Genomic DNA, 16283 nt, shown 5'->3' with positions numbered 1-16283 from the left:
GCGCGAACGGGCCCTCGGGTGCTGCGCCGGAAAATTGCGGCGGCGTCGCGCATTCTACGCTGAAAGCGTCTCGCGAAGGCGTGCTTTGGCGGCCCGTTCAGGTGGCGAAATGCGCGCAGCGCGGGAGCAGTTCGCCTATCCTGAGCGGATAGCGAGCGCACAGCGAGGAGGAGCAGTGACCGTACGCAATCTCGATGCGATATTCCAGCCGAAATCGGTAGCGGTGATCGGCGCTTCGCAGCGACCGGGCAGCATCGGCCAGATGGTGTGGCAGCGTCTCATCGAAGGCGGCTTCGCCGGCCCGCTGTGGCCCGTCAATCCGCGCCACGCGGGCGAGCTGGCCAGCTTCGACGGCAAGCCCGTGCTGGCCGATGCCGGCGACTTGCCCGAAGCGCCCACCGTCGCGCTCATCTGCACGCGGCCCGCCACGTGGCCGGCGCTCGTGCATCGCCTCGGCGGCATGGGCACGCGCGCGGCCATCATCGTGGGCGAAGTGCGCACCGAGGAAGACCGCGCCGACCTGCGCCACGCGCTCGCGGCGGCGCGCCCGCATCTGCTGCGCATTCTCGGGCCCGGCACGCTCGGCGCGCTCACGCCGGCGCTCAATGCGCAGCTCGGCGCGGCCGCCACGGTTGCGCGCACCGGCGGCGTGGCATGGGTCTCGCAGTCCAACGCGCTCACCAATGCCGTGCTGCGCTGGGCCGGCCCGCGCGGGCTCGGCTTCTCGCACGTAGTGGCGCTCGGCGACGAAGCCGATGTCGATGTCGGCGACGTGCTCGACTATCTCGCGAGCGATCCGTCCACGCGCGCAATCCTGCTCGAAGTGGACAGCATCGGCGCGGCGCGCAAGTTCATGTCGGCGGCCCGCGCGGCGGCGCGCAACAAGCCGGTGCTCGCGCTGCGCAGCGGCCGCGACGATCCCGGCGACGCGCTCTACACGGCGGCGTTCCGGCGCGCGGGCATCGTGCGCGTGGATACGCTCGACGACCTGCTCGACGAAATCGAAACCCTGGGCGTGGGCCGCGTGGCCGCGAGCGACACGGCCACGCTCATCACGAGCGATCGCGGCGTGGCCACGCTCGCGCGCGACGCGTTCATGAAGGCCGGCGACACGCTCGCGCGCTGGAACGACGAAGCGCGCGCCGCGCTCGAGACGGCGCTGGAAGCGGCGCTGCCGCGCACCCAGGCCGGCAATCCGCTCGTGCTCGGCGACACGGCCAAACCGGAGCACTTCGGCCTCGCGCTGCAAGCGCTCGCTTCGCAGCGCTCGACCGGTACCGCGTTCGTCGTGCATGCGCCCACGCACAGCGCGCCCGTGGCCGAGGTCGCGCGCACGCTCATCGAAAACCAGCGCTTTGCATATCGCGGCATGCTCGCGTGCTTCTTCGGCGGCGTGGACGACACTACGCGCGACGCGCTGCATGCGCACGGCATTCCCGTGCATACCACGCCGCGCCGGTTGGCGCGGGCGTTCGCGCGTCTCGTCGATTACCGGCTCGGGCGCGAGCTCCTGATGCAGACGCCCGAGAGCATGCCCGCGCAAGGCGCGGCGGCCATCGAGGCCGCGCAGGGCGTGGCGCGCGCGGCGCTGGCGGCGGGGCGCACCACGCTCGAAGGCGCGCAGGCGGCGCAGTTGCTGGGTGCGTTCGGGCTGCGGACGCTGGACAGCGCGGAGCAGTCGTCGGCCGAGGCTGTCGTCGACGTGAGCGTGGAGTTTCGCGACGACGAGAACTTCGGCCCGGTGTTCCATTTCGAGGCGCCGTCGCCCGACGGCTTCTCGCCGCCGCTGCGCGTCTACAGCCTGCCGCCGCTGAATCCCGTGCTTTCGCGCGACATCGTCGAGCAGTCGCCCTATGCGCGCCGTGCCGCGCCCGAGCCGACGCTCGAAGCGCTGACCGGGCTTTCGCAGGTGGTGTGCGAGGTGCGTGAGATCGTTGCGATGCAGTTGACGCTGCGCGTGCTGCCGCATGCGGTGATGCTGGTCGCGCCGCGGCTCACACTCGCGGAAAAGCGCAGCCGCTTCGCGATCATGCCGTATCCGCGCCGGCTCGAAGAGACGCTCGACTGGCACGGCGAGCGCCTGACGATCCGGCCGATCCGGCCCGAGGACGAGGAGATGCATCGCGCCTTCATCGACACAATGACGCCCGACGACTTGCGCCTGCGCTTTTTTTCGGCGGTGCGCAGCTTCGATCACACGCAGCTCGCGCGCATGACGCAGATTGACTACGACCGCGAGATGGCGCTGATCGCGACCGTCGAGGGCGAGGACGGCAAGCCGCGCACGCTCGGCGTGGCGCGGGCGGTGGCCGACCCCGACAACGAGACCGCCGAGTTTGCCGTGGCCGTCCAGTCTAATCTGAAGCGGGGCGGCCTGGGCCGCCTGCTACTCACGCGCATGATCGCCTACGTGCGCTCGCGCGGCACGCACTGGCTGCTGGGCGAGGCGCTGCGCGAGAATGCGCCGATGATCGGGCTCGCGCGCGCGTGCGGCTTTACGGTGACGCCCACGGAGGACCCGGGGGTAGTGGGGTTCAGGATGCCGCTGGATTGATGTGGTGCGCCCTGGCGGCGTGCCCCGGCGATGAGGGACTGCGCGGCGTGAGCAGGCCGCGCAGCCGCCGGGCCGCCGTCAGGTTGCGGCCAAACTCAGGCGGCGATTTTCGCGAGTGCGTCGTCCACTTGCGCGCGCGTGACCGAGAGCTCTTCGAGCCAGCCCGCCGCGTATTGCGCGCCGGTTTCCTTTTCCAGACGCGCAATGGTCGCGGCACAGCGCGCGGCGTCCTTCGGTGTGGCGATGAAGGCCTTGACCGACTGGCCGCCCTGGAACGCCTCGAACAGCGGCGTGCGGATTTCCTCGGGCAGCGCGCGCGTGGTCCACTGATGCGTCTTGCCGTTGAAGGTCAGCGCGGGCGGCAGCACGCGCTCCTTGCGCGTGGCCGGGATCAGACCGAAGTTGCGTGCGGCTTCGGCGATCTGCTCGGCCGAGAACAGCTCGTCGGGCGTGATCTCGAACTGCGCGATCGCGGTTTCGACGGTCTTCATCGCGTTCGCGCGGTCGTCGCGCTTTTGCTGTGCGCGCGCGACGATATCGCGCAATTCGTCGGCTTCGTCGCTCGAAATCGTGAAGCTGGCCTGTTTCTGCTGAAGCTCGGAAAAACGCTGGAATTCTTGATCGGTCAGAAGTTTCGCCATGAGGTGTGCATGCGCGTCCGGCGCACGTGGCGCACACCGGACGGGTTTTTTGAGAGGGCCGCCATTCTAACCGTTTTGCGCGCCGGGCTTCCACTTGCGAACCAGGATTCAGCGCGTGCGCAAGACGCCGCCGTGCGCCACGGCAAACCAGGAACGCTCTGATGTTCCCACCCCATCACGCTTCCTACGATGGCGTGATGAAAATCTCCACACCGACTCCGTCGCCGCGTTCGGCCGCCTTGCTCAAGCGCGGCATCGACCGTCTGAACGCCGAACAGCACTCGCTCGCCGAGACCCTTTTTCGCGAAATCCTGGCGCAGGATCCGCAGCACGCCGACGCATGGCATCAGCTTGGCGTGGCGCTCGCTCGCCAGGCGCGCTATGCCGACGGCGAGCAGGCGATCCGCAAGGCGCTGGCGCTGCGCGAGAGCGGCGCGCTGCATCGCGACCTCGCATGGACGCTGCTCTGGCAAGGCCGTGACACCGAGGCCATCAACGCGTACTTCGCGGCCATCAATCTGGGCGTGCGCGAGGCGCGCATGTTCAACAACGTGGGCAACCTGCTCAAGAAGCACAACGACTTTGAGCATGCCGAAGCCGCGTATCGTGCGGCCATCGAGATCGATCCCGGTTATGCCTTCGCGCACGGCAACCTGGCGGTTCTGCAACAGGACGCCGGCCAATACGAGGCTGCCGAAGCGAGCTTCAGGCGCGCGCTCGAACTCGATCCGAAGTCGATGCACTTCTGGCAATGCTATGGCGGCTTGCTGGAGCGTCTCGACCGCCTGGAATTGGCCGATGAAGCCTATTGCCGGGGCGGGCGATGGGAGTCGGCGCAATACGTGCGGCGACGCGTGGCGCACTGGCGCGACCTGGACAAGATCGACCGGGCCGCCCTGGAGATGGTTGCCGCGGGCGCGGTGGAGAATCTCACGCCGTGGGGACTGCTGGGCATCCCGGCGCTCACGCCGGCGCTGCACCGCGAGGCCGGGCGGGCCTTCGCGCAGTCGCGCTGGCGCGGCGAACTGGCCGCGTCGCCGCTCGTCGAGCGTGGCGCGGGGCTGGCCGACGCGCTGGCGGCCTTCGAGGCGGGCGCGCGCCTGCGCATCGGCTATCTTTCCGCCGATTTCCACGATCACGCCACGCTGCGCCTGCTCGCGGGCGTGCTCGAATTGCACGACGCTACGCGCTTCGACATTCATCTGTATTCGTATGGCGACGCCGCGCCCGATGCCGCGTGGCGCGAGCGGCTCGCGGCGCTGCCCGCCACGCTGCACGAAATCGGCGCGCTCACCGATGCGCGGGCGGCCGCGAAGATCGCGACCGACGGCATTCATGTGCTCGTCGACCTGAAGGGCTATACGACCGGCACGCGGCTCGGCATCACGGCGCTGCGGCCCGCGCCCACCATCGTGAGCTGGCTCGGCTATCCGGGCTCGCTCGGCGCGCCGCGCCTGGCCGACTACGTGATCGGCGACGCGGTGGTGACGCCGCCCGCCGCCGCATCGTTCTATAGCGAGACGCTCGCGCTGATGCCGCATTGCTATCAGCCCAACGATCACCGGCGCCAGTGCGCGCCGCGGCCCACGCGCGCCGCGGCGGGCTTGCCCGAGCGCGGCTTCGTGTTCTGCACCTTCAATCAGACCTTCAAGCTCAATGCGTGGGTGGCGTCGGTCTGGTGCCGCCTGCTCGCGGCAACGCCCGGCAGCGTGCTATGGCTGCTCGACCCCGGCAGCGAGATGGCGCGCACGAATCTGCATGCGTTCTTCGAAGAGAAAGGCGTGGAGCGCGCGCGCGTGATCTTCGCCAAGCGCGTGCCGCAAGAGGCGCATCTCGCGCGGCTGCAACTCGCGGACCTCGCGCTCGACACCCTGCCGACCGGCTCGCACACGACCGGCAGCGACGCGCTGTGGGCGGGCGTGCCGATGGTGTCGGCGCTGGGCTCGCTGTTCGCGGGGCGCGTGGGCGCGAGCTTGCTGCATGCGGTCGGGCTCGACGAACTGGTCGCGCGCGACCTCGACGGGTATTTCCAGATCGCGCTCGCGCTCGCGAGCGATCCGGCCTGGCATGCGCAGATCCGCAAGCGGCTCGCGGCGGCGAAGACCGATGCGCCGCTCTTCGATACGGCGCGGTTCACGCGCGATCTGGAGCGGCTGTTCGCGGCAATCGTCGAGCGCGAGGCGAACGGCGGGGACGGGGCGGTGGTTGTGGGAGCGTGAACGCCCTTACCCCTCTCCCTCCCGAAACATCGACAGCGTCTGCACCGTCTCGCCCAGCATCCGGGTGGCCTCGTCGAGCGAGGGCGCGACGTATTCGTCGATGCGCTTGAGGAACGGGCAGGTAAGCGCCGCGATGGCCTGCCCCGACGGCCCGAGCACCGGAAACGTCACGTCCGTCACGCCAAAAATCTGCTGGCTGTCCTTGCGCGAGAAGCCCGCGCCGCGGATCTGCTCGCAGACCGCTTCGAGCGCGGCATGGTCGATGGGGACTTCGCCCTTCACCTTCGTATGCTCAGCGAGCATGTGTGCGCGCTGCTCCGCGCTTTGGTACGCGAGGATCGTGCGTCCCGAATTCGTGTCGACGAGACCCACGCGCGCGCCCAGCCGCACCGCGATGCCCCACGTGCCCGGGCCGTCCACCTGCGCGATCACGAGCAGGTTGCCGCGGTCGTACACCGCGAGGTGGCACGACTGCTCCGCCGCGTTGGCGAAGCGCTGCATGAGCGGCAGTGCCTCGGCGATCAGCCGCTCCATCGGCGGATGCCGGTGCGCTAGCGCAAACAGCTTGAGGCTCAGCGCGTAGCGGTCGCCGGCCTCCGAGCGCATCACGTACTGGCGCGCTACCAGCCGCTCCAGCATCCGGTAAATCTCGCTCGCGTTACGCCCCAGCGCCTTCGTGATCTCCGCGCGAGTCAAGCCGCCGCGCTGCTCGGCGAGCAGTTCGAGAATGTCGAGCCCTTTGTCCAGCGCGGGCGCGCGATAGCGGTCGCCGTCGTCTTTCTCGTCCAGCTCCGGCTCGCCCGGCAGCGCATCGGTTCGCGGTTTGCGTGCGTTCGTATTCATTTTTTTTCCTTGCTTTTTTATCTCGTCCCAAATCCTGAGCAGCCCAGGGAAATTCCGGACCTTTGCTGCATTGCACATTCCTTGACCTTGGATCGTGCGTATATGAATAATAGGTTCACTGGTGAACATATGCCAGCGGCGTGCTCTTGGATTAGGTCTACAACGACAGAATGGACAAGGAGACAGACATGGCGTTCGCATCCGGGCTATTCGAGGCCCGCTGCTTCACTGAAACCCGCAAGGCACGCGCTTTCTCGCGCGCAGCGAAGACGTTGTGCGCCGTGGCGGCCTGCGCTGCCGCGCTAGGCGCGCCCGCCTCGGCGCAGGCCGTCGAAGCCGGCAAGGTGGGCCTCGGCCTGCCGCTGCTGACCTCGCCGTTCTGGCAGTCGTACAACAACTATCTAGGCACGTACGCGAAGCAGATGGGCGTCGATGTTCTCGCGCCCGTCAACTCGAACAACGACCCCGCGCAGCAGATCACCGACATGAACAACATGATCAATCTGGGCGCGAAGGGCATCGTGGTGGGGCCGATCGATTCGGCGGCCATCAGCCGCGCGCTGGCGAGCGCCGCGCAGAAGAACGTGAAAGTGGTGGCCGTGGATGTCGCGCCCACGCAAGGCGCCGTCGCCATGGTCGTGCGCGCCGACAATCGCGCCTATGGCGAGAAAGCGTGCAAGTACATCGGCGAACACGTGAAGTCGGGCAAGGTCGTGCAGATCATGGGCGATCTCGCTTCCGTGAACGGGCGCGACCGCTCGGAGGCGTTCCGCGCGTGCCTGAAGAACTATCCGAATCTGTCGCTGCTGGAGATTCCGGCGGGCTGGAAGGGCGACGTGGCAGCCAGCGCGCTCGACAGCCTGCTCACCGCGAATCCCGACGTGAAGGGCATCTACATGCAGGCGGGCGGCGTTTATCTCTCGCCCACGCTGCAGACGCTGCGCCGCAAGCAGCTGCTGTTTCCCGCTGGCGATCCGAAGCATATCGTGATCGTCTCCAATGACGGCATTCCGCAGGAATACGAAGCAATCCGCAAGGGCGAGATCGATGCCACCGTTTCGCAGCCCGCCGATCTCTATGCGAAGTACGGCCTCTACTACATCAAGGCGGCGCTGGAGGGCAAGACCTTCAAGCCGGGCAAGACCGATCACGACAGCACGATCATCCAGTTGCAGCCCGGCATTCTCGAAGACCAGTTGCCGGCGCCGCTGGTGACGAAGCAGAACGTCGACGATAAGAATCTGTGGGGCAATACGATCAAATGAGCGATCAAACGAGCGACCGGATGAGCAGCGGCTCGAGCTTGGAGCAAGCGGGTGCGCTGCCGCGAGGCGGCGCACTGCATCCAGCGGCCTTTGCGATGCAGCCCGCGGCGGCCGCCGGGCTGCCGCCGGTGGTGGAGGCGAGCGGCGTGACCAGGCGCTTCGGCTCCACGGCAGCGCTCGCGAACGTGAGCCTGCGCGTGATGGCAGGCGAGTCGCACGCGCTCGTGGGCCGCAACGGCGCGGGCAAGTCGACGCTCGTTTCGATCCTCACGGGTCTGCGCAAGCCCGACGAGGGCGCCGTGCGCTTCAACGGCGAACCCGCGCCGCCCATCGCCGACCGCGATGCGTGGCGCGAGCGCGTCGCGTGCGTGTATCAGCACTCGACGATCATCCGCGATCTCACCGTTGCGGAGAATCTGTTCATCAATCGCCAGCCGCTCAGGCGCGGCGTGATCGACTGGACCACCATGCGCCGCGACGCACGCGCGCTGCTCGATCACTGGCGCATCGACGTGCGCGAGGACGCGCGCGCGGGCGATCTCACGGTGGAAGCGCGCCAGCTTGTCGAGATCGCGCGGGCTCTCTCGTATGGCGCGCGCTTCATCATTCTCGACGAACCTACGGCGCAGCTCGACGGCGACGAGATCAAGCGGCTCTTTCGCCGCATCGACGAATTGCAGCGCGAGGGCGTGACGTTTCTCTTCATCTCGCACCATCTGCAGGAGGTGTATGAAATCTGCCAGGCGGTGACGGTGCTGCGCGACGCGCGCCATATCGTCAGCGCGCCGGTGGCCGAGTTGCCGCGCGAGCGCCTGATCGAGGCGATGACGGGCGAGCACGGCGGCCTGAACGTGGCCGATGCGGCCGCGCGCGCGGCTTTGCCCGCCGACGCGAAGATCGCGCTCGACGTGCGCGGCATTTCGGGCGGCGATTACCGCGACGTTTCTTTCCAGGTGAAGCGCGGCGAAGTCGTGGGCATCACGGGCGCGACCAGCAGCGGGCGCACGAGCGTGGGAGAAGCCGTTGCGGGGCTGGCCGGCCAGCAGGCGGGCGAGATTCGCGTGAACGGCGCGCCTCTGAAGCCCGGCGACGTGCCCGCCGCGCTCGCGCAAGGCGTGGGCTGCGTGCCGAAGGACCGCCATCACGAAGGGCTCGTGCTCACGCAATCGGTGGCCGAGAACGTGTCGATGACGATTGCGGGCCTGCTCGGGCGCCTCGGCTTCGCCTCGCCGGCGAAGAAGAACCAGGTGGGCCAGCGCATGATCGAGGCGCTCGGCATTGTCGCGCAGGGGCCCGGCCACGTGGTCTCGGGGCTCTCGGGCGGCAATCAGCAGAAGGTAGTGATGGCGCGCGCGCTCGCGAGCACGCCGCAAGTGCTGGTGCTGATCGACCCCACAGCGGGCGTGGACGTGAAATCGAAGGAGGCGCTGCTCTCCGTCGTGGACCGCGTGCGCGACGAAGGCAAGGCCGTGCTCGTGGTGTCGAGCGAACTCGACGATCTGCGCACCTGCGACCGCGTGGTCGTGATGTTTCGCGGCAGCGTGGTAGCGGAATTCGCCGCGGGCTGGCAGGACCACGAACTGATTGCATCGATTGAAGGAGTCGATCTTCATGAAGCATAGCGTTAATGGTGGTGCAACTGCGGGTGGTCTACCGGCGGGTGGGGTATCCGCGCCGGCGTATGCGGCAGTGCAGCCCGATGCGGCCCAGGGCGCCTCGGCGGGACGCGGCGCGCGCAGGCGCATCGAATTCGCGCGCCTGCGCGAACTCGCGCTGGTGCCCGCGCTGTTGCTGCTCATCGTGATCGGCGGCTTCGTGAGCCCGAGCTTTCTCACCAGGGCGAATCTCATCAGCGTGCTGGGGGCTTCGGCGGCGCTCGCGCTCGTCGTGCTCGCCGAATCGCTGATCGTGCTCACGGGCAAGTTCGATCTCTCGCTCGAATCGACGGTGGGCATCGCGCCCGCCGTGGGGGCGATGCTCGTGATGCCGGCGGCATCGGCGGGCTTCGGCACACAATGGCCCGCCTTTGCAGGACTCCTTGCGATCGTGGTCGTGGGTGCGCTGGTCGGCTTCGTCAATGGCTTTCTGGTCGTGCGGCTGCGCCTGAATGCGTTCATCGTCACGCTGGCCATGCTCATCGTGCTGCGCGGCATGCTGGTGGGCGCGACCAAGGGCGGTACCCTGTTCGACATGCCCAACTCGTTCTTCGCGCTCGCCACCACCATCGTGCTCGGCTTGCCTCTCTCGGTCTGGCTCGCGGCCGCCGCCTTCGCGTTTGCCGCGTTCATGCTGCGCTACCACCGCGTGGGCCGCGCGCTCTATGCGATCGGCGGCAATCCTGACGCCGCGCGCGCCGCGGGCATCCGGGTGGAGCGCATCACGTGGGGCGTGTTCGTGCTCGGCAGCATTCTGGCGGCGCTGGGCGGGCTGATCGTGACCGGCTACGTGGGCGCGATCAACGCGAATCAGGGCAACGGCATGATCTTCACGGTGTTCGCGGCGGCCGTGATCGGGGGCATTTCGCTCGATGGCGGCAAAGGCACCATGTTCGGTGCGCTCTCGGGCGTGCTGCTGCTCGGCGTGGTGCAGAACCTGCTCACGCTTGCCCAGGTGCCGTCGTTCTGGATCCAGGCGATTTACGGCGCGATCATTCTCGGCTCGCTGATGGTGGCGCGGCTAGCGGGCGGCGACCAGAACTGAACGGCGGAGGCGAGACTTGAGTTCTATCGTGAACAGCGGTGCACCGCATACCGATGCGCGTCTGATCCTGCTCGCACCGGAAGACAACTGCCTGATCGCGGCGGCGCGCCTGCCAGCGGGCGAAACGCTGGAGATCGAAGGCGAGCGCGTGACGCTCGCAAAGACGATCGACCTCGGGCACAAGGTGGCGCGCCACGCGCTGGCGAAGGACCAGAAAGTGCTGCGCTATGGCGCGCCGATCGGCCATGTGACGGCAAACGTGGCGCGCGGCGAGCATCTGCACACGCACAACCTCGAAAGCGACTATCTGCCGACTTACACGCACGACACGGGCCACGAGTTCGTATCGCACTGATTGCACCGATCGCACCGATCGCACTGATGCCGATGAATGCCATGACCGAAGCCCAACTCAACGCCAAAGCAGGACCTATGGCCGAACCCGTACTCGAAGGGTGGCCGCGCAGCGACGGACGCAAGGGTATCCGCAATGTGGTTGCGGTGGCGTATCTGGTCGAGTGTGCGCATCACGTGGCGCGCGAAATCGTCGCGCAGTTTCGCGAGCCACTCGATGGATTCGACGATCCGGGCGCGCACACCGAGCCGCCGGTGCATCTGATCGGCTTTCCGGGCTGCTTTCCGAACAGTTACGCCGAAAAGATGATGACGCGGCTCACCACGCATCCGAACGTGGGCGCGGTGCTGTTCGTCTCCCTCGGTTGCGAGAGCATGAACAAGCACTACCTCGTGGATCAGGTGCGCGCGAGCGGACGTCCCGTAGAAGTGCTCACGATTCAGGAGAAGGGGGGCACGCGCAGCACGATTCAATACGGCGTGGACTGGGTGCGCGGGGCGCGCGCCCAGCTCGCGCAGCAGCACAAGGTGCCGATGCGGCTCGACGAGCTCGTGGTGGGCACGATCTGCGGCGGCTCGGACAGCACGAGCGGCATTACCGCGAATCCGGCGGTGGGGCGCGCGTTCGATCATCTGGTCGCGGCGGGCGCGGCGTGCGTGTTCGAAGAAACCGGCGAGCTGGTGGGCTGCGAGTATCACATGAAGAATCGGGCGGCGCGCCCCGAACTGGGCGACGCGATCGTCGCCTCGGTGGCGAAGGCCGCGCGCTATTACTCGATTCTCGGCCACGGCTCGTTTGCCGTGGGCAACGCGGATGGCGGGCTGACCACCCAGGAGGAAAAGTCGCTGGGCGCGTATGCGAAGAGCGGCGCGTCGCCCATCGTCGGCATTGTGAAGCCGGGCGATGTGCCGCCCACTGGCGGGCTCTATCTGCTCGACGTCGTGCCCGATGGAGAGCCACGATTCGGATTCCCGAATATCAGCGATAACGCGGAGATCGCGGAGCTGATCGCGTGCGGCGCGCATATCATCCTGTTTACGACGGGGCGCGGTTCCGTGGTGGGGTCGGCGCTATCGCCCGTCGTCAAGGTCTGTGCGAATCCGCAGACTTATCGCAATCTCTCGGGCGACATGGACGTCGACGCGGGCCGGATACTCGAAGGCCGCGGCACGCTCGACGAAGTGGGCCGCGAAGTGTTCGATGTCACGCTCGCGGTATCGCGCGGGGTGCGCTCGAAATCGGAGATGCTCGGCCATCAGGAGTTCATTCTCACGTACAAGACCTTCGAGCCGACCGGTCCCGCGTGCCTGCCCGCGAGTGCGCGCGTGGCGGTGCCGGTAGTCGCTTCGCACTGACGCCCACGCTTCATCGCACCCTTCACCGCAACGAGGAGATACTCCGCATGGCGCAGGAGCCGCACCCGCATCATCAGCACGATCGGCACGATCAGCACCGCCCGCAGGTCGCGCAGCGCCGCCGCATCGGGCGCACCGCGCTCGAAGTGAGTGCGCTGAGTCTGGGCACCGCGCCGCTCGGCGGCCTGTACCGCGATCTCACCGATGCACAGGCGCAGGCCACTGTCGATGCCGCCTGGGATGCCGGCATGCGTTTCTTCGACACCGCGCCGCACTATGGCCACACGAAGGCCGAGCATCGGCTCGGCGATGCGTTGCGGCGCTATCCGCGCGGTGAATACGTGCTGTCGACCAAGGTGGGCCGCCGCTTCGTGCCGCGCACGCATCGTTACGACGGCAGCGAAGGCTGGCAGAATCCGCTGCCGTTCGAGGCCATTTACGATTACACGCGCGAAGGCATCCTGCGCTCGTTCGAAGATAGCCAGCAGCGCCTGGGCATCGTCGATATCGACATCCTGCTCGTGCACGACATCGGCCGCCTCACGCACGGCGAGCGCAACGCGCACTACTGGCGGCAACTCACCGAAGGGGGCGGCTTTCGCGCGTTGGACGAACTGCGCGCGGCGGGTGCGGTGAAGGCCATCGGCCTCGGCGTGAACGAGCGCGAAGCGGTGCTCGATGCGATCCGCGAGTTCCAGATCGATTGCGCACTGCTGGCGGGCCGCTACACGCTGCTCGAACAGGGGCCGCTCGATGATCTGCTGCCCGCTTGCGCCGAGCGCGGCGTGAGCATCCTGCTGGGCGGCGCGTTCAATTCGGGCATTCTCGCGCGCGGCCTCGCGGGCGAGCGCAAGTTCAATTACGGCGATGCGCCGCCCGAGGTGATCGAGCGCGTCGCGCGTCTCGAAGCGGTCTGCCGCGCGCATGACGTGTCGCTCGCGGCGGCGGCGCTGCAATTTCCATACGCGCATCCGGCTGTGGCGACGGTGCTCACCGGCGCGCGCAGCGCGGCGGAATTGCGCGAGAACGTGGTGTCGTTCGCAACGAAGCTGCCGCCCGGGCTCTGGCGCGCGTTGCGCGACGAGGGACTCGTCGATGGGCGCGCGCCGCTGCCCTTGCCCTGAAAGCGCCCATCCCATGACCAGCTCAACCGCAATCGCGCGGATCGACGCGCATCAGCACTACTGGGACCCCGCGCGCGGCGACTACGGCTGGCTCACGCCCGCGCTGGCCGAGCTCTATCGCCCATTCGGCCCCGCCGACCTCGCGCCGCTGCGCGCGCGCTGCGGCGTCGCGCGCACGGTGCTCGTGCAGGCCGCAGCCACCGTCGACGAAACCTGGTATCTGCTCGATCTGGCGCGCCACGACGATTCGATCGCTGCCGTGGTGGGCTGGGTGCCGCTCGACGACCCGCTGGCTCCGGAGCTGATTGCCGAGCTCGCGCGCGAGCCGAAGCTGCGCGCCGTGCGCCCGATGCTGCAGGACCTGCCCGACGACGATTGGATCGCGGCAGCCGACACGGTGCGCGCTGTCGAGGCCCTGATCGCCCACGACCTCGCATTCGATGCGCTGATCTTCACGCGCCACGCACGCGCGCTCGAAACGTTCCTCGCGCGTCATCGCGCGCTGCGCGTGGTGATCGATCATGGCGCGAAGCCGCCCATCCGCGAGGGTGCGGAGGGCGCCCCGGGTTTCGATGCGTGGTCGCACGCCATCGCGCGGCTCGCGCGCTTTCCGCAGGTTTATTGCAAGGTGTCGGGGCTCGCGACCGAGGCCGCGCCCGACTGGAGCGACGCCACGCTGAGCCCGTGGATCGAGCATCTGCTTGCGAGCTTCGGCGCGCAGCGGCTCATGTGGGGCAGCGACTGGCCCGTGCTCAATCTCAACGGCGACTACGAACGCTGGCACGCGAGTGCCCAGCGCCTGTTCGCGCACCTGGGCGAACGCGAGCGCGCCGCCGTGTTCGGCGGCAATGCGGCGGCGTTTTACCGGTTCTAAACACGGGTCTGAACGCGGTTCCAGACACGTCAAGCCAATTCGAATCAACAGGAGTGGCGATGGTACAAGTGGCACAAAGACTGGCCGGCAAGACGGCCTTGATCACCGCGGCTGGCCAGGGCATCGGCTACGCTGCCGCGGAACGGTTCGCGCGCGAGGGCGCGCGCGTGATCGCGACCGACATTCGCATCGACGCGCTCGCGTCCCTGCCGGTCGAGGCGCGCAAGCTCGATGTGCGTGACGGCGCGGCCATCGCGGTGCTCGCGCGCGAGCTCGGCGCAATCGACGTGCTGTTCAACTGCGCGGGCTTCGTGCACGCTGGCTCGATTCTCGAAGCGAGCGAGGAAGACTGGGACTTCGCGTTCGACCTCAACGTCAAGGCGATGTACCGGACCATCCGCGCCTTCCTGCCCGCGATGCTGAAGGCGGGCGGCGGCTCGATCATCAATATGTCGTCGGCGGCGTCGAGCGTAAAGGGCGTGCCCAACCGTTTCGTGTACGGCGCGTCCAAGGCGGCTGTGATAGGGTTGACCAAGGCCGTGGCCGCCGACTTCGTGACGCGCGGCATCCGCTGCAACGCGATCTGCCCCGGCACCGTGGCCTCGCCCTCGCTCGAAGAGCGCATTGCCGCGCAAGCGGTGGCGCAGCACACGAGCGTGGACGCCGCGCGCGCGGCCTTCGTCGCGCGGCAGCCGATGGGGCGCGTGGGCACCGCCGACGAGATCGCGGCGCTCGCGCTTTATCTCGCGTCGGACGAGTCGGCGTTCACAACCGGACAGACGCATGTGATCGATGGCGGGTGGTCTAACTAGTCAGGGCCTGTTGCTAGTGGGAACAGGCCCTTGTCCATGCGATGATTGCCGACGGACGTACTGCACGTGCCGTACGTATTGCACAAGACAGACAAGGAATAGAGACAATGAAATTGCTTCGCTATGGCCCCAAGGGTCACGAAAAGCCGGGCCTCCTCGATGCCGAGGGCCGTATCCGCGCGCTCTCGGGCGCCGTTGCCGACATCGCAGGCGATGTGCTTTCCGACGCGGGCCTCGCGCAACTGCGCACGATCGACCCGGAAACGCTGCCGCTCGTGGAGGGCAACCCGCGCCTCGGGCCCTGCGTGGGCCATATCGGCAAGATGGTGGCCATCGGCCTGAATTACGCCGATCACGCCGCCGAATCGGGCATGCCGGTGCCGGGCGAGCCGGTGGTGTTCAACAAGTGGACGAGCTGCATCGTCGGACCGAACGACGACATCGAAATCCCGCGCGGCTCGAAGAAAACCGATTGGGAGGTCGAGCTGGGCGTGGTGATCGGCAAGCCTGCCAAGAACGTGAGCGAGGCCGATGCGCTGAACTACGTGGCAGGCTACTGCGTGATCAACGACGTGTCCGAGCGCGAATGGCAGATCGAACGCGGCGGCCAGTGGGACAAGGGCAAGGGCTTCGACACCTTCGGCCCGATCGGCCCGTGGCTCGTCACGCGCGACGAGGTGGCCGATCCGCAGAATCTCTCGATGTGGCTCGAAGTGGACGGCCACCGCTACCAGAACGGCAGCACCCGCACGATGGTCTTCACGGTTGCGAAGCTGGTGTCGTATCTCTCGCAGTGCATGAGCTTGCAGCCGGGCGATGTGATTTCCACGGGCACGCCGCCGGGCGTGGGCATGGGTGTGAAGCCCGAGCCGGTGTACCTGAAACCGGGCCAGACCGTGCGCCTGGGCGTCGAAGGGCTCGGCGTGCAGACGCAGAAGACGCGCGCGGCGGACTGAGCGCGGTCTTTCGACCCTTGCCGCATAAGTAAAACGGCCGCGCATTCATCGCGCGGCCGTTTTTTATCCAATATGTCACGCTTGCGCGTCGGGCGTGCCCCCTGCCTCGCCCATCCGGCTGACCGTGCCCTGCGCGAGCGCCACGAGCCGCTCGTCGCCGTTTTCCATCACGAACACGCTGCACTGGCAGGTGGCCTGCTGGCGCCCCGCGTGGACCACGCGCGCCCGCGCGATCAGCGTGCCGGACATCGCGGGCCGCAGGTAATTGATCTTGTACTCGCCCGTCACCACGCGCGGGCCCAGCGCCAGCGCGCCCGCGAAGGTGAGGGCGTTGTCGGCGAGATAGCTGATCACCCCGCCGTGCACGAAACCGTGCTGCTGCTTGAGCTCGTCGCGCACGGGCAGCCGCAGCGTCAACTCGTTGGTCCCGACGTTCATGAGCTCGGTGCCAAGCAGCATGCTGAACGGTTGCGCATGAAGCGCGCCGCGCGCGCGATCCACCAGATCGGTCATCTTCGGATTCCCCAGGGGCCAACGCCCACGTAGTTTCCTAACCACTGTAGGAAGTGCCGTGCGGCGGTTCAA

14 protein-coding genes are annotated in these 16283 nt (G+C 67.8%); 11 read left to right on the top strand and 3 right to left on the bottom strand.

Annotated features, from left to right (window positions below):
* Window positions 1-175 precede the first annotated feature (175 nt).
* On the top strand, window positions 176-2554 hold the full coding sequence (locus P5W98_RS19870) for a GNAT family N-acetyltransferase (protein ID WP_421026369.1): 2379 nt from the start codon (window positions 176-178) through the stop codon (window positions 2552-2554).
* A 95-nt stretch (window positions 2555-2649) separates the two neighbouring features.
* Here the strand turns inward: P5W98_RS19870 and P5W98_RS19865 are convergent, their stop codons facing one another.
* Window positions 2650-3195, bottom strand: a complete 546-nt coding sequence (locus P5W98_RS19865) for a hypothetical protein (protein WP_421026370.1) — start codon at window positions 3193-3195, stop codon at window positions 2650-2652.
* 161 nt (window positions 3196-3356) lie between these two features.
* Here P5W98_RS19865 and P5W98_RS19860 point away from each other — a divergent pair, with 161 nt between their 5' ends.
* Window positions 3357-5414 carry a tetratricopeptide repeat protein gene (locus P5W98_RS19860; RefSeq protein ID WP_421026371.1) on the top strand — a complete coding sequence of 686 codons (2058 nt, stop codon included), beginning with the start codon at window positions 3357-3359 and terminating at the stop codon, window positions 5412-5414.
* A 6-nt stretch (window positions 5415-5420) separates the two neighbouring features.
* Here P5W98_RS19860 and P5W98_RS19855 read toward each other — a convergent pair whose 3' ends face one another.
* Window positions 5421-6257, bottom strand: coding sequence for an IclR family transcriptional regulator (locus P5W98_RS19855; RefSeq protein ID WP_421026372.1), 837 nt, complete (start codon window positions 6255-6257; stop codon window positions 5421-5423).
* Window positions 6258-6445: 188 nt separating this feature from the next.
* Here P5W98_RS19855 and P5W98_RS19850 point away from each other — a divergent pair, with 188 nt between their 5' ends.
* From P5W98_RS19850 to P5W98_RS19810, 9 genes are all read left to right on the top strand, one after another.
* Window positions 6446-7522: a sugar ABC transporter substrate-binding protein gene (locus tag P5W98_RS19850; RefSeq protein WP_421026373.1), complete on the top strand. Its 1077-nt coding sequence runs from the start codon at window positions 6446-6448 to the stop codon at window positions 7520-7522.
* Window positions 7523-7617: 95 nt separating this feature from the next.
* A complete protein-coding gene (locus tag P5W98_RS19845) occupies window positions 7618-9144 on the top strand; it encodes a sugar ABC transporter ATP-binding protein (RefSeq protein ID WP_421027053.1) in 1527 nt (508 codons plus the stop codon).
* Window positions 9134-10222: an ABC transporter permease gene (locus tag P5W98_RS19840; RefSeq protein WP_421026374.1), complete on the top strand. Its 1089-nt coding sequence runs from the start codon at window positions 9134-9136 to the stop codon at window positions 10220-10222. Before P5W98_RS19845 ends, P5W98_RS19840 begins: the two co-directional genes overlap by 11 nt.
* Window positions 10223-10238: 16 nt before the next feature.
* Window positions 10239-10577, top strand: coding sequence for a UxaA family hydrolase (locus tag P5W98_RS19835; protein WP_421026375.1), 339 nt, complete (start codon window positions 10239-10241; stop codon window positions 10575-10577).
* Window positions 10578-10654: 77 nt separating this feature from the next.
* Window positions 10655-11932, top strand: coding sequence for a UxaA family hydrolase (locus tag P5W98_RS19830; RefSeq protein ID WP_421026376.1), 1278 nt, complete (start codon window positions 10655-10657; stop codon window positions 11930-11932).
* Between the two features lie 47 nt (window positions 11933-11979).
* Window positions 11980-13056, top strand: coding sequence for an aldo/keto reductase (locus tag P5W98_RS19825; RefSeq protein ID WP_421026377.1), 1077 nt, complete (start codon window positions 11980-11982; stop codon window positions 13054-13056).
* 13 nt (window positions 13057-13069) lie between these two features.
* Complete coding sequence (locus tag P5W98_RS19820; protein WP_421026378.1) at window positions 13070-13930, top strand: amidohydrolase family protein; 861 nt, start codon at window positions 13070-13072, stop codon at window positions 13928-13930.
* 68 nt (window positions 13931-13998) lie between these two features.
* Window positions 13999-14742 (top strand): SDR family oxidoreductase, encoded by a 744-nt coding sequence (locus tag P5W98_RS19815; protein ID WP_421027054.1) that lies wholly within the window; start codon window positions 13999-14001, stop codon window positions 14740-14742.
* A 107-nt stretch (window positions 14743-14849) separates the two neighbouring features.
* Window positions 14850-15698, top strand: a complete 849-nt coding sequence (locus tag P5W98_RS19810; RefSeq protein WP_421026379.1) for an ureidoglycolate lyase — start codon at window positions 14850-14852, stop codon at window positions 15696-15698.
* A gap of 75 nt (window positions 15699-15773) precedes the next feature.
* Here the strand turns inward: P5W98_RS19810 and P5W98_RS19805 are convergent, their stop codons facing one another.
* Window positions 15774-16211 (bottom strand): PaaI family thioesterase, encoded by a 438-nt coding sequence (locus P5W98_RS19805; RefSeq protein ID WP_421026380.1) that lies wholly within the window; start codon window positions 16209-16211, stop codon window positions 15774-15776.
* Window positions 16212-16283 lie beyond the last annotated feature (72 nt).

The sequence above is a fragment of the Paraburkholderia sp. A1BS-2L genome (genome assembly GCF_051125205.1).
Classification (GTDB): domain Bacteria; phylum Pseudomonadota; class Gammaproteobacteria; order Burkholderiales; family Burkholderiaceae; genus Paraburkholderia.
Note: the sequence above shows the minus strand (reverse complement) of the source record. Positions and strands in the feature narration are given on the sequence as shown.